The organism is Pseudomonas sp. MS01C9 (assembly GCF_058202755.1).
Window position 1 is genome coordinate 1,348,655 of sequence record NZ_CM177073.1, and the last position, 14,037, is coordinate 1,362,691.

The window sequence follows — 14,037 nt, forward strand, 5'->3', positions numbered from 1 at the left end:
TTAACCTCTTGCCTCTTGCGTGCCGACACTGGCCGCCAGGATCGACAGCACCAGTTGCTGGAAATCCAGACCGGCGGCACGGGCCGCCATCGGTACCAGGCTGTGATCGGTCATGCCCGGAGCGGTATTGACCTCCAGGAACCAGAACTGCCCCTCGGCGTCCTGCATCACGTCCGCCCGGCCCCAACCGGCGATACCCAGCGCCTCACAAGCCTTGGCCGTGAGGTCCATCAGTTCTTTTTCCTTGGCGGCGTCCAGCCCGCAGGGAATGCGGTACTGGGTATCGTTGGCGATGTACTTGGCGTCGTAGTCGTAGAACGTGTGCGGCGTGCCCAGCGCAATCGGGGGCAACACCTGGTCACGCAGGGTGGCGATGGTGAACTCTGGACCGGTGATCCACTGCTCGACCAACACTTGCGAATCGTAGGAACTGGCGTCTTTCCATGCCGCGGTCAATTCAGGCAGCGAATTCACTTTCGCCATGCCGATACTTGAACCTTCATGGGCCGGTTTGACGATCAAAGGGAAGCCCAGTTCCGTGGCCGCCGAAATACAGTCGGCCTCGGATGCCAGCACGGCATGCCGCGGCGTCGGAATGCCGAGGCTGTGCCAGACCTGCTTGGTGCGCAGCTTGTCCATCGCCAGCGCGGAAGCCAGGATGCCGCTGCCGGTGTAGGGGATGCCCAGGCATTCGAGCAGGCCCTGCATGCTGCCGTCTTCGCCGCCGCGCCCGTGGAGAATGATGAATGCGCGGTCTATCTTTTCGCTCAGCAGGCGCTGCAGCAAGTCATCGCCCACGTCGATGCCGAACGCATCGACACCGGCGCTTTGCAGGGCTTCGAGCACGGCCCTGCCGGATTTGAGGGACACCTCGCGCTCGGCGCTCTTGCCACCGAACAGCACGGCGACACGGCCGAAAGCTTTCGGGTCGAGGGTCGAGACCAGGTTGGCGTAGGCAGCAGTCATTTCAATTTCCCCTCGCTGGATGCCACGACGGCCCCGGCGAATAACGGACTTTTCAACAGTTTCGGAGCGAGCCCGCCGATGTCGCCGGCGCCCTGGCACAGCAGGATGTCACCGGCGCGCAGCAGCGGCTTGACCAGCGGCGCCAGGTCCACGCCGCGCTCGATGTAGATCGGGTCCAATTGGCCGCGTTGGCGAATGCTGTGGCACAACTGGCGGCTGTCGGCACCGGGAATCGGCTCTTCGCCGGCCGGATAGACTTCCATCAACAGCAGCACGTTGGCATCGGCCAGCACCTGGACGAAATCGTCGTACAGGTCGCGGGTACGGCTGTAGCGGTGCGGCTGGTAGACCATCACCAGGCGCCGCTCCGGCCAGCCACCGCGCACGGCCTTGATCACCGCCGCGACTTCGGTCGGATGATGGCCGTAGTCGTCCACCAGCATCACGTTGCCGCCGTCCACCGGCAGTTCGCCGTAGACCTGGAAGCGCCGGCCCACGCCCTGGAACCCGGAGAGCCCCTGGACAATGGCTTCGTCGCTGACACCTTCGTCGGTGGCGATGCAGATGGTTGCCAGTGCATTGAGCACGTTGTGGTTACCCGGCATGTTCACCGACACATCCAACGGCTCGCGCTCGGGACGCAGCACGGTGAAGAAGGTCTGCATGCCCTGCTGGCGTACATTGATGGCCCGCACATCGGCGTCTTCGCCGAACCCGTAGGTCACGGTCGGGCGCTTGATCAGCGGCAGGATCTCGCGTACGACCGGGTCGTCCAGGCACACCACCGCCAACCCGTAGAACGGCAGGTTGTGCAGGAACTCGACGAAGGTCTTCTTCAGTTTGTTGAAGTCGCCATCGTAGGTTGCCATGTGGTCGGCATCGATGTTGGTCACCACCGCCACCAGCGGTTGCAGGTGCAGGAAGCTCGCATCGCTCTCGTCGGCTTCGGCGATCAGGTAGCGGCTGGTGCCCAGTTGGGCATTGGTGCCCGCGGCGTTCAGACGGCCACCGATCACGAAGGTCGGATCCAGGCCTCCGGCGGCGAACACCGAGGCGATCAGGCTGGTGGTGGTGGTCTTGCCATGGGTGCCGGCCACGGCGATGCCGTGGCGGTAGCGCATCAGCTCGGCCAGCATTTCGGCGCGTGGCACCACGGGAATACGGCGTTCCAGGGCGGTGGCGACTTCCGGGTTGGAAGTGTTCACGGCACTGGACACCACGAGCACGTCGGCATTGGCGGCGTTCTCGGCGCGGTGGTCGATGAAGATCTGCGCACCGAAGGACTCCAGTCGCTCGGTGACCGGCGAAGCCTTCAAGTCGGAGCCTGAAACTTCGTAGCCCAGGTTCAACAGCACTTCGGCGATGCCGCACATGCCCACTCCGCCGATCCCGACGAAGTGGATGCGGCGGATACGGCGCATTTCCGGTTGTGGCATGGCTTTGCGATTCTCAACCATGGGCCACCTCCAGGCAGGTATCGACCACTTGGGTCGTAGCATCGGGTTTGGCCAGGCGGCGCGCGGCGCGGGCCATGTCTTCGAGTCGTTGCGGCTGCATCAATACCTCTGTCAGGCGCGCGGCGAGATCCGCGGCGCCAGTCGTTCTTTGCGGCATCAGGAAGGCAGCGCCTTCACGGGCCAAATAATCGGCATTACGGGTCTGGTGATCGTCGATGGCGTGGGGCAGAGGCACCAGCATCGAGGGCAGACCGGCGGCAGCCAGTTCACTGATGGTCAGCGCGCCTGCGCGACAGATCACCAGGTCGGCCCAGCCATAGGCCTGGGCCATGTCTTTGATGAAAGGCTGCACTTGCGCCTCGACGCCTGCGGCGCGGTAGCGCTCGGCGGTCACTTCATCGTGGTTCCTGCCGGCCTGATGAAACACTTCCGGCCGCAGTTCGGGGGCGACCTGCGACAAGGCTTCGGGCAGCAGCTTGTTCAACGGTTCCGCTCCCAGGCTTCCGCCCAGGACCAGCAAACGCGCCTTGCGTCCGGCCAGGGCCGGGCGCGGTGTATCGAGAAACAGCTCGGTACGCACCGGATTGCCGGTGGTGCGCCGGCTGCCCGACAGGGTAAAGGTGTCGGGAAAGGCTTCACAGACCCGGGCGGCCAACGGCACGAGTAACCGATTGGCGGTACCGGCCACGGCGTTCTGCTCGTGAACGATCACCGGTACGCCGGCCAGTTTCGCCGCGACACCACCGGGACCGGTCACATAACCGCCAAACCCCACCACGCATACCGGCCGCAGCCGCCGAATGATCGCCCGCGCCTGCCAGATCGACCTGAGCAGCATCAGTGGCGCCTTGAGCAACGACAACCGGCCCTTGCCTCGCAGCCCGCTGGCGTCGATCCGGTGCAGCTCCAGGCCGGCGCCGGGCACCAGCTCGTTCTCGATGCCCCGCGGCGTGCCCAGCCAGTGCACGGTGTAGCCACGGGCCTGGAACTCACGGGCACAGGCCAGCGCCGGGAACACGTGCCCGCCGGTACCGCCCGCCATGATCAGCACGTTAGCGCCCATAAGTCGGCTCCTCGGCGAAGTCGCTTTCATGGAATTCCATTTCTTCGCTGCCCAGGTGAGTCCGGCTTTCCCATTCAATGCGTAGCAGCAGGCCCAGGCAGGCGCAGCAGATCACCAGGGAACTGCCGCCATAGCTGAGAAATGGCAGGGTCAGGCCCTTGGTCGGCAACAGGCCGACGTTCACCCCGATATTGATCAAAAATTGACCGATCCACAGGAACGACAGGCCGTACGCCACGTACGCGGCGAAAAACTGTTTGGCTTTCTCGGCCCACAGGCCGATGTACATGCCCCGCACGCAGACGAAGACGAACAGCGCGACGGTGCACAGCGAACCCACCACGCCCAGCTCCTCGGCCAGGACCGAGAACACGAAGTCGGTGTGGGCTTCCGGCAGGTAGAATTGCTTCTGCACGCTGTTGCCCAGCCCAACACCCAGCCACTCCCCGCGCCCGAAGGCGATCAGGGCCTGGGTCAGCTGGTAGCCGGAACCGAACTGGTCGGCCCACGGGTCGGTGAAGGTGATCAGGCGCGCCATCCGGTAGGGCTGCGCCTGTACCAGTACGGTCACGGCCGCGACCGCCAGCGCCACCATCAGGATGAAACGGAACAGTCCGACGCCCCCCAGGAACAGCATGGCCGCCGCAGCGCCCATCATCACCACCGTGGCACCGAAGTCCGGCTCCATCAGCAACAGGCCCGCCATGGGCAGCAGGACGATGAATGGCTTGAAGAAGCCCATCCAGCTCTCGCGCACTTCCTTCTGGCGCCGCACCAGGTAGCCGGCCAGGAAGAGCACCACGAAGACCTTGGCGATTTCCGAAGGCTGCACGTTGAAGAAGCTGAAGCCGATCCAGCGCATCGAACCGTTGACCTCGCGACCGATCCCCGGCACCAGCACCAGCACCAGCAGGCCAAAGGCGCCGAGCAGCATCATCCAGCCCAGGCGTTGCCAGGTGGCGATCGGCACCATCATGGTGACGATGCACGCGCCCAGGCCGATCACCAGATAGATCAAGTGACGGATCATGTGGTAAAGCGTGTTGCCCGATTGCACCGCGGCCACTTCCGAGGACGCCGAAGTGATCATCACCAGGCCCAGGCCCAGCAGCGCCAGGCAGCCGGCAAGCATCGGGAAGTCCAGGTCGATGCCACGGCCGGTGATCAACGGCGACGGGTACGGCTTGATGATATTCATGAGGCTCATGCCAAGTCCTCCGCCGCCCGGGCAAACAGCTGCCCACGCTCTTCGTAGTTCTTGAACATGTCGAAACTGGCGCAGGCCGGCGACAACAGCACCGCGTCGCCCGGCTGGGCAAGGGCGCGACATTGCCGCACGGCCTCGTCCAGGGAGTCGATGCGAACCAGCGGCACGGCATCGCCGATGGCCTGGGCAATCAATTCGCGGTCACGCCCCATCAGCACCACGGCGCGGCAGTTGGCCGCCACCGGATCGCGCAGGTCCTTGAAGTCGGCGCCCTTGCCGTCACCGCCGGCGATCAGCACGAGCTTGCCCTGGATGTCCGCGCCCAGGCCTTCGATGGCGGCCAGCGCAGCGCCGACGTTGGTGGCCTTGGAATCGTTGTACCAGGCCACGCCATCGAGGTCGCGCACCCACTGGCAACGGTGCTCGAGCCCGGCGAAGGTCCGCAGGGCCGAGAGCATGGCATCGAACGGCAGGCCGACCGCATGTCCAAGGGCCAACGCCGCCAGGGCATTGGCCTGGTTATGGGCGCCACGGATCTTGAGCTCGCGCACCGGCATCAGGTTCTGGAATTCGAAGGCCAGGTATTTCTCGCCATTCTCTTCGCGCAACCCGAACCCTTTGAAGTCCGGTACCCCCAGGCCAAAGGACCAGCACGGCATGCCCTCGCCCAACAACGGGCGGGTCAGGGCATCCTGGCGGTTGAACACCACTTGCCGGGCGCCCCGGAAGATCCGGTGCTTGGCCAGGTGATAGGCCGGCAGGCCGCTGTAGCGGTCCATGTGGTCTTCGCTGATATTGAGCACGGTGGCCACTTCGGCGCCCAGGTGGTCGGTGGTTTCGAGCTGGAAGCTCGACAGCTCCATCACATACAGCTCGACGTCATCGCTGAGCAGGTCCAGGGCCGGAGTGCCCAGGTTGCCACCGACGGCGACCCGCTTGCCGGCGGCCGCGGCCATCTCGCCCACCAGGGTGGTGACGGTGCTCTTGGCGTTGGAACCGCTGATGGCAACGATCGGCGCCTTGGCGTTGCGGGCGAACAGCTCGATGTCACCGGACAATTTCACGCCACGGGCAGCGGCCGCCTGCAGGGCCGGCGTCGCCAGGGCCAGGCCGGGACTCACGTAGAGCTCATCGGCGCGGCACAGGAACTCGACGTCCAGCTCGCCACAACGCACGTCCACCTGCGGATAGTCGCGACGCAACGTCGCAAGCTCAGGTGGATTCTCCCGCGTATCGGCCACGGCAAACGACACGCCCCGCTTCGCCAGGAAGCGAACCAGGGACATGCCGCTCTTGCCGAGGCCGACAACGATGCGGAAGTGGTCAGAAGCGATCAGGGACACTCGTTCTACCTCAGTTTCAGGGTGGCAAGGCCGATCAGCACCAGGATCACGGTGATGATCCAGAAACGGACGATCACGCGTGGCTCGGGCCAGCCCTTGAGTTCAAAGTGGTGGTGGATCGGTGCCATGCGGAATACGCGGCGGCCGGTCAATTTAAAGGAAGCAACCTGAATGACGACTGACAGGGTCTCCATCACGAACACGCCGCCCATGATGAACAGGACGATTTCCTGGCGAACGATGACGGCGATGGTGCCCAGGGCCGCGCCCAGCGCCAGGGCGCCGACGTCGCCCATGAAGACTTGCGCCGGGTAGGTGTTGAACCACAAGAAGCCCAGGCCGGCACCGATCAGGGCGCCACAGAACACGATCAACTCACCCGCCCCCGGTACGTAGGGAATCAGCAGGTATTCGGCGAATTTCACGTTACCCGACAGGTAGCAGAAGATCCCCAGCGCGCCGCCGACCATGACCGTGGGCATGATCGCCAGGCCGTCGAGGCCGTCGGTGAGGTTGACCGCGTTGCTGGAACCGACGATCACCAGGTAGGTCAGCACGATGAAGCCGGCGCCCAGCGGGATGCTGTAGTCCTTGAGCATCGGCAGGATCAGGGTGGTTTCCACCGGCGAGGCGGCGGTCATATAAAGGAAGATAGCCGCGCACAGGCCGAACACCGACTGCCAGAAATACTTCCAGCGGCTTGGCAGCCCACGAGAGTTCTTCTCGATGACCTTGCGGTAGTCGTCGACCCAACCGATGGCGCCGAACAACAGGGTCACCAACAGCACGACCCAGACGTAGCGGTTCGCCAGGTCGGCCCAGAGCAAGGTGCTGATGCCGATGGACGACAGGATCAGCGCACCGCCCATGGTGGGAGTACCGGACTTGGACAGGTGCGACTGCGGGCCGTCGTTACGCACCGACTGGCCGATCTGCAGGTTCTGCAGGGTGCGGATCATCCACGGGCCCAGGAACAGCGACAACGACAACGCGGTCAGCACGCCCAGGATCCCGCGCAGGGTCAGGTACTGGAAGACCGCGAAGCCTTTGTGGAACTGTTGCAGGTACTCCGCTAGCAGCAGCAGCATCAATGTTTCTCCATACGGGTGCCGCACAGCGCCGCGACGATGTTTTCCATCGCGGCGCTACGAGAGCCCTTGATCAATAAAGTGGTGTTCGGGTCTTGTTCGGCACCCAGGGCCTCGATCAGCTCGGCCTGAGTGGTGAAATGCCGCGCGTGCTCGCCAAAGGCGGCGACCGCATGGGCCATCATCGGGCCGACCGCATACAACGCGTCGACCTTGCCACGGGCATAGGCCCCTACATCGTGATGGCCTTGCTGCGCCCACTCGCCCAGCTCGCCGATATCCCCCAGCACCAGCACGGTGCGACCGGAGAACCCGGCCAGGATATCCACCGCTGCGCACATGGACGTTGGGTTGGCGTTATAGGTGTCGTCGATCACGCGCATGCCGTTGCTGGCCAATTGCGCGACCGAGCGCCCCTTGACCGGTTGCACCGCGTTCAACCCGGCGACGATGCCCGGCAGCGAAATGCCCAGGGCATGGGCAGCCGCCGCCGCGGCCAGGGCGTTGGCAACGTTATGGGTGCCAAGGAGGTTCAACTGGACCCGCTCGGCGCCGTCGGGACCGTGCAGGTTGAAGGCCGGGCAGCCGCGGGCATCGCGATCGAGGTCGCTGGCATGGAAGTTCGCGGCGAGGTTGCTCAGGGCGAAGGTCAGCACCTTGCGCTCACCGGCCCGGGCCTTCCAGATTTCGAAAGCCTTGTCATCGAGATTCAACACGGCGACGCCATTGGCATCCAGCCCCTCGATGATCTCGCCCTTGGCCTCGACGATTTTCTCCGGACCGCCGAACTCGCCGACGTGGGCGGTACCGGCATTGTTGAGCACCGCCACGTGAGGCCTGGTCATGGCCACGGTGTAGGCAATCTCGCCGAGCCGCGAGGCCCCGAGCTCGATGACGGCGGCACTGTGTTCCGGCGCCAGCTCCAGCAGGGTGAGGGGCACGCCGAGGTCGTTGTTCAGGTTGCCACGGGTCGCCAGCACTGGCCCACGGGTGCGCAGGATGCTGGCAAGCATTTCCTTGACCGTGGTCTTGCCGCTGGAACCGGTGATGGCCGCGACCGGCTTGTCGAACGCCGCACGGTTCAATGCGCCCAGTTGGCCCAGGGCCTGGCGGGTGTCATCCACTCGCAATTGCGGCAACGTGCTGTTGCTCACTTCCCGCTCGACCAACGCGGCGACCGCGCCTTTGGCGGCGACCTCGTTCAGGTAGTCATGGCCGTCGAAACGCGGCCCGGCCAGGGCCACGAAGAGCTGCCCGGCGACAATGGCCCGGCTGTCGATGCTCACGCCGTCGAAGGTAGCGTCCGCGGCGACGAGGCGCCCGTTCAAGGCATGGGTCAGTTCACTGAGTTTCAAGGCCTTAAGCATGGGCCACCTCCCACGCGGTCAAGGCATGATCGGCTTCCACCAGATCGGAGAAAGCGTGGCGTTCGCCATTGATTTCCTGATAGTCCTCGTGGCCCTTGCCAGCCAGGACAATGACGTCGTCCGCCGAAGCGCCAGCGATCAATTGCGCAATCGCCTGAGCACGGCCGGCCACGAACGTGACGTTATCCACAGCGGTGAATCCGGCGCGGATGTCGTCGAAAATCCGCATCGGGTCTTCGGTCCGCGGGTTGTCGTCGGTGACCAGCACGCCATCGGCCAGCCGCTCGACCACTTCGGCCATCAGCGGACGCTTGCCGCGGTCGCGATCGCCACCACAGCCGAACAGGCACAGCAACCTGCCCCGGGCGTGAGGCCGCAGGGCCGTCAGGACTTTCTCCAGGGCATCGGGGGTATGGGCGTAATCGACCACCACCAGCGGTTGCGTACCGCCACCCAAGCGCTGCATGCGACCGGCCGGGCCTTCGAGTTTCGGCAGGACCTTGAGGATTTCATCCAGCGGGTAGTCCAGGCCAAGCAAGGCGCCCACCGCGGCCAGCACGTTGCTCAGGTTGAAACGCCCCAGCAAGGTGCTGCGCAGGTGATGTTCGCCCTGGGGCGTGACCAGCGTGGCGCGCACGCCTTCGTCGGTGAATTGCGCCTGGCGTATATAAAGGTAGGCGCTGGCATCTTCCAGGCTGTAGGTGATCAACCGGGACTCGCGGTGCTCGGCGGCCAATTGCCGGCCGAACGCGTCGTCGATATTGATGACCCGGCATTTCAGGTCGTTCCAGGCAAACAGCCGTGCCTTGGCTTCGCCATAGGCCTGCATCGTGCCGTGGTAATCCAGATGGTCGCGGGACAGGTTGGTCAACACCGCGACGTCGAATGCCAGGGCGGTCACGCGGCCCTGGTCCAGGCCGTGGGAGGAAACTTCCATGGCCACGGCCTTGGCCCCAGCCTTCTTCAGGTCGGCCAGGGTCGCCTGCAAGGCGATCGGGTTCGGCGTGGTATGCAGGCCGCTTTCCAGCGCTGCGTGGAAACCATTGCCCAGTGTCCCGACAATGCCGCAATGCTGGCCCAGCAGGTCCAGCGCCTGGGCCACCAGTTGGGTAACGCTGGTCTTGCCGTTGGTGCCGGTCACGCCAATCAGGTTCAGGTGACGGCTCGGCTCGCCATAGAAGCGACCGGCGATATCCGACAGCTGCGCCGCCAGCCCCTTCACCGGGATCAGCGGGACATCGGTGATCGGCAGCACGGTGGCGCCTTCCACTTCATAGGCCACGGCGGCAGCCCCGCGCTTCAAGGCATCGGCGATATGGGCACGGCCATCGGAACGCGCGCCCGGCACGGCCAGGAACAGATCCCCGGCACGGACGTTGCGGCTGTCCAGGGCCAGTTCGCGAATCAGCAGATCGTGACCGGCGTGGGCGAATATCTTGTTCAGGCTCAGGGACATCAGCCACGCCCTCCATCGGCTTTCAAGGGGACGACCGGCGCGGTACTCGCCTGCTGGGTCGGCGGCAGGTTATCCGGAGTAATGTTCATCAGGCGCAGGGTGCCGGACATGACCTTGCTGAAGACCGGCGCTGAAACCAGGCCACCGAAGTAACCGGCCTTGCTCGGCTCGTCGATGACCACCACGATGGCGTAGCGAGGGTCGCTCATCGGGCCGAAGCCGGCGAACAGCGAACGGTAGGAGTTCTCGGCATAGCCCTTGGTCCCCACGGAGGTCTTGCGGGCCGTACCCGACTTGCCCGCGACGTGATAGGCCGGCACTTGGGCGCGATACACCCCGCGCGGCGCCTCGATCACCTGCTGCAGCATGCCCTGCATGGTCTTGGCGACATTCTCCGGGATCACCTGGGTGGTTTGCGGCGGCTTGTCGGATTTGATCAGGGTCAGGGGTGCGATACGGCCATTGTTGGCCAACGCCGAAAATGCGTGGACCAACTGGATCGCCGTCACGGAGACACCGTAGCCATAGGACAGCGTGGCCGTTTCGGCCTTGCGCCATTCCCGATAGTTCGGCAGGTTGCCGACACGTTCACCCGGGAACCCCAGGCCGGTGTCCTGGCCGAGGCCGATCTTCTGGGCCAGGCGGTAGATCGTTTCGCCGCCGATGTCGAAGGCGATCTTGCTCATGCCGACGTTACTGGAATTGATCAGGATACCGGTCAGGTCGAGCACCGGGCCTTCGGTCTTGGACACGTCGCGAATGGTGTACTTGCCGATCTGCAAGGTCCCCGGATACACCTCGACGGTGTCGCTCGGTTTCCAGCGTCCGGTCTCCAGGGCGGCGGCCATGGAGACCGCCTTCATGGTGGAACCAGGCTCGAACACGTCGATCATCGCGCGGTTACGCATCATCGCCGGCTGCAGGTTGCGACGGTTGTTGGGGTTGTAGGTCGGCTGGTTGACCATGGCGAGGATCTCGCCGGTCTTCACGTCCATGATCACCAGGCTGCCGGCCTTGGCACCGTTCTCGACGATGGCATTGCGCAGCTCGCGGTTGGCCAGGTATTGCAGGCGCAGATCAATGGACAACGCCAAGGGCTTTCCGGCCTTGGCGTTTTTGGTGACCTGGACATCCTTGATCAGCCTGCCGCGCCGATCCTTGATGACTTGCCGCTTGCCGGCCACCCCGGCAAGCCATTCATCGTAGGCCAGTTCGACCCCTTCCCTGCCGCGGTCATCGATGTCGGTGAATCCGACCATGTGGGCCGTGACTTCCCCGGCGGGATAGAAACGCCGGAACTCTTCGATGCCATAGACACCCGGCACCTTCAGGTCGAGCACGCTCTGGCCCTGTTCCGGGGTCAGGCCGCGAACCAGATAGATGAACTCCTTGTTGGCCTGTGCTTCGAGACGCTCGGCCAAAGCCTTGGGATCCTGCCCGAGAGCGGCCGCCAGGGCGGGCCACTTGTCCTTGGCCAGCTGCATTTCCTTGGCATTGGCCCACAAGGTGGTCACCGGCGTACTCACGGCCAGGGGTTCGCCATTGCGGTCGGTGATCAGGCCGCGGTGAGCCGGAATAGGAATATGACGCACACTGCGGGCGTCACCTTGCCCCTTGAGGAAATCACGGTCGACGACCTGCAGGTCGATGATGCGCCACGAAATGGCAGCCACCATGATCCCGAGCAACCCCAGGACCAGACGGAACCGCCACGGGAACAGCGCCCCTTCGAGCTTCATCATGGCGCCACCATCTGCACTTCGGCAGCGCCCGGGATGCGCATTTTCAGTTGTTCGGTGGCCAGCACTTCGATACGGCTATGGGCCGTCCAGGTACTTTGCTCCAGGATCAACCGCCCCCATTCGGCCTGCGCCTTGTCGCGCACGCTCAGTTCGTTGTAAAGCGTATTGAGCAGCTGACGGTTCCAGTGGGCACTGTAGGACACGGCAATGGCCGACACGAGCACGCCGATAAACAGCAGCAGCATGAAAAAGCTGCCGCCTGGCAGGGGCTTGGCGAAGAGCCGGCTCACCGCAACTTCTCCGCGACACGCATGACGGCACTACGGGCGCGTGGATTGGCCTTGAGCTCAGCCTCGGAGGCGAACCGGGCCTTGCCGTGGATCTTGATCCTGGGCACGAAGGCTTCGAAACGCACCGGCAGGTTGCGCGGCAGGTTATCGGCTTCGCCCTTGGTCAGCTTGCGCATGAACAGCTTGACGATACGGTCTTCCAGGGAATGGAAGCTGATTACCACCAGCCGACCACCGACCTCCAGCGCATCGAGGGCCGCTTCGAGGCCGGCTTCGAGATCGCCCAATTCATTATTGACGTGGATGCGCAGCCCCTGGAAAGCACGGGTCGCCGGATTCTTGCCCTTTTCCCATGCCGGATTGGCGACCTTCAGCACTTCGGCCAGGTCACCAGTGCGTTCGAAAGGCTTGATCTCGCGCCGTTCCACCACGGCACGCGCCATGCGCCCGGAAAAACGCTCTTCGCCATATTCCTTGAAGACGCGGGCGATTTCTTCCATTGGGGCGGTATTGACGAACTCGGCCGCACTGATGCCACGGGAAGGATCCATGCGCATGTCCAGCGGGCCATCGTTGAGGAAACTGAAACCGCGCTCCGGGTCGTCCAGTTGCGGCGAAGACACGCCCAGGTCGAGCAGGACGCCGCTGACCTTGCCGGCCAGGCCCCGCTCGGCGACTTCCGAACCCAGCTCGGCAAAGCTGCGCTGCACAACGACAAAGCGGCCGTCTTCGGCCGCCAGCGCTTGCCCGGTGGCAATCGCTTGAGGATCCTTGTCGAACCCCAGCAGCCGGCCGTCCGGACCGAGCTGGCTGAGAATCAGCCGGCTGTGCCCACCGCGCCCGAACGTGCCGTCCAGATAGCAGCCATCAGGACGTACGGCGAGAGCGTCGACGGCCTCGTCCAGCAGTACGGTGATGTGTTTGAAGCCGCTATCAATAGTCACAGGATCAGATCACGCAGTTCATCGGGCATGGCACCCGGTTGTTGAATAGCAGCGAGGTCGGCGGCGGAAACCGCATTCCAGGCATCTTCGTCCCACAATTGGAACTTGTTCAGTTGGCCCACCAGCATCGCGCGCTTGTCCAGCTTGGCGTATTCGCGCAGGCGCGGCGGGACCAGGAAACGACCACTGCCGTCGAGCTCGAGATCGACGGCATTACCGATCAGCAAACGTTGCAGACGGCGGTTTTCTTCACGCAGCGAAGGCAGTGCGCGCAGTTTGGTTTCGATGACTTCCCATTCATCGAGGGGGTAGACGCATAGGCAGGGGTCAACAGCATCGATCGTGACGATCAATTGCCCGGAACTACGCGAAACGAGCTCGTCACGGTACCGGCTCGGCATGGCGAGACGGCCCTTTGCATCGAGACTGATGGCGTTAGCTCCGCGAAACACGTCAGCGTTTCTCCCAGATTCAGCGTTTTACCGCCCAAAAAACCCACTTCATGCCACTTTCCTCCACTCGCGCACACTATAGGAACGCGCCCACTGCACCGTCAAGGCGCGGATTGAAGGAAAAGCCTTATAGATCGGAGATTTAGGAGCGGATCTGGAGGGCTAACAGGAATCTGACGTAGGATTTTTCACCATAATTCGAGCGAACACAGGAAACTGCGCTCACAAGTTAAAGTGATTTGTTAAGAGTAAGATTTTTTTGGTATTAGCAACTGCTGCTGCCGATGATTTCAGCAGGGAGGGAAAAGGTGGAGAGTCGATCTGTAAGCCGGGTTCTGTCTTGAACAGTCATTCGTCTACGATGGCCATCACTGGACATCTTTAGCAACCTACCCGGTCCCAGCGCGGGCCACGCCTTGGGACCCTATTTGGTCTTGCTCCAAGTGGGGTTTACCTAGCCACGAACTGTTGCCAGCCGTGCGGTGCGCTCTTACCGCACCTTTTCACCCTTACCGGCGCCGAAGCGCTTAGGCGGTTATTTTCTGTGGCACTTTCCGTAGGCTCGCGCCTCCCAGGCATTACCTGGCACTTCGCCCTATGGAGCCCGGACTTTCCTCCCCCCCCTAATTCTCATAGAGGGCAGCGACTGTCCGATCGACTCT

At 63.7% G+C, this 14,037-nt stretch carries 12 protein-coding genes and 1 other RNA gene; all 13 read right to left on the bottom strand.

Translation table 11 applies throughout. The features are described 5' to 3' along the window. Nucleotides 1-966: a D-alanine--D-alanine ligase gene (locus tag AC1M7R_RS06175; protein WP_072397018.1), complete on the bottom strand. Its 966-nt coding sequence runs from the start codon at nucleotides 964-966 to the stop codon at nucleotides 1-3. Next, nucleotides 963-2,423 carry a UDP-N-acetylmuramate--L-alanine ligase gene (murC, locus tag AC1M7R_RS06180; RefSeq protein ID WP_076406305.1) on the bottom strand — a complete coding sequence of 487 codons (1,461 nt, stop codon included), beginning with the start codon at nucleotides 2,421-2,423 and terminating at the stop codon, nucleotides 963-965. The genes AC1M7R_RS06175 and murC overlap by 4 nt, the downstream gene beginning before the upstream one ends. Next, entirely contained in the window at nucleotides 2,416-3,486 is a 1,071-nt protein-coding gene (gene murG / locus AC1M7R_RS06185) for an undecaprenyldiphospho-muramoylpentapeptide beta-N-acetylglucosaminyltransferase (protein WP_072397014.1), read from the bottom strand. The genes murC and murG overlap by 8 nt, the downstream gene beginning before the upstream one ends. Then, complete coding sequence (gene ftsW / locus AC1M7R_RS06190) at nucleotides 3,476-4,693, bottom strand: putative lipid II flippase FtsW (RefSeq protein ID WP_490610304.1); 1,218 nt, start codon at nucleotides 4,691-4,693, stop codon at nucleotides 3,476-3,478. Before ftsW ends, murG begins: the two co-directional genes overlap by 11 nt. Then, entirely contained in the window at nucleotides 4,690-6,036 is a 1,347-nt protein-coding gene (murD, locus tag AC1M7R_RS06195) for a UDP-N-acetylmuramoyl-L-alanine--D-glutamate ligase (RefSeq protein ID WP_490610305.1), read from the bottom strand. The genes ftsW and murD overlap by 4 nt, the downstream gene beginning before the upstream one ends. Before the next feature lie 5 nt (nucleotides 6,037-6,041). Next, nucleotides 6,042-7,124 (bottom strand): phospho-N-acetylmuramoyl-pentapeptide-transferase, encoded by a 1,083-nt coding sequence (gene mraY / locus AC1M7R_RS06200; RefSeq protein ID WP_072397008.1) that lies wholly within the window; start codon nucleotides 7,122-7,124, stop codon nucleotides 6,042-6,044. After that, entirely contained in the window at nucleotides 7,124-8,491 is a 1,368-nt protein-coding gene (locus AC1M7R_RS06205; protein WP_076406303.1) for a UDP-N-acetylmuramoyl-tripeptide--D-alanyl-D-alanine ligase, read from the bottom strand. Before AC1M7R_RS06205 ends, mraY begins: the two co-directional genes overlap by 1 nt. Then, on the bottom strand, nucleotides 8,484-9,947 hold the full coding sequence (locus AC1M7R_RS06210) for a UDP-N-acetylmuramoyl-L-alanyl-D-glutamate--2,6-diaminopimelate ligase (protein WP_072397004.1): 1,464 nt from the start codon (nucleotides 9,945-9,947) through the stop codon (nucleotides 8,484-8,486). Before AC1M7R_RS06210 ends, AC1M7R_RS06205 begins: the two co-directional genes overlap by 8 nt. Beyond that, nucleotides 9,947-11,686 carry a peptidoglycan D,D-transpeptidase FtsI family protein gene (locus AC1M7R_RS06215; RefSeq protein ID WP_172834658.1) on the bottom strand — a complete coding sequence of 580 codons (1,740 nt, stop codon included), beginning with the start codon at nucleotides 11,684-11,686 and terminating at the stop codon, nucleotides 9,947-9,949. The genes AC1M7R_RS06210 and AC1M7R_RS06215 overlap by 1 nt, the downstream gene beginning before the upstream one ends. Continuing rightward, on the bottom strand, nucleotides 11,686-11,979 hold the full coding sequence (ftsL, locus tag AC1M7R_RS06220; protein ID WP_053146444.1) for a cell division protein FtsL: 294 nt from the start codon (nucleotides 11,977-11,979) through the stop codon (nucleotides 11,686-11,688). Before ftsL ends, AC1M7R_RS06215 begins: the two co-directional genes overlap by 1 nt. Continuing rightward, nucleotides 11,976-12,923, bottom strand: a complete 948-nt coding sequence (gene rsmH, locus AC1M7R_RS06225) for a 16S rRNA (cytosine(1402)-N(4))-methyltransferase RsmH (protein ID WP_072396990.1) — start codon at nucleotides 12,921-12,923, stop codon at nucleotides 11,976-11,978. Before rsmH ends, ftsL begins: the two co-directional genes overlap by 4 nt. Then, nucleotides 12,920-13,375: a division/cell wall cluster transcriptional repressor MraZ gene (mraZ, locus tag AC1M7R_RS06230; protein WP_072459358.1), complete on the bottom strand. Its 456-nt coding sequence runs from the start codon at nucleotides 13,373-13,375 to the stop codon at nucleotides 12,920-12,922. The genes rsmH and mraZ overlap by 4 nt, the downstream gene beginning before the upstream one ends. A 308-nt stretch (nucleotides 13,376-13,683) precedes the next feature. Then, an RNA gene (gene rnpB / locus AC1M7R_RS06235) (RNase P RNA component class A) lies at nucleotides 13,684-14,037 on the bottom strand.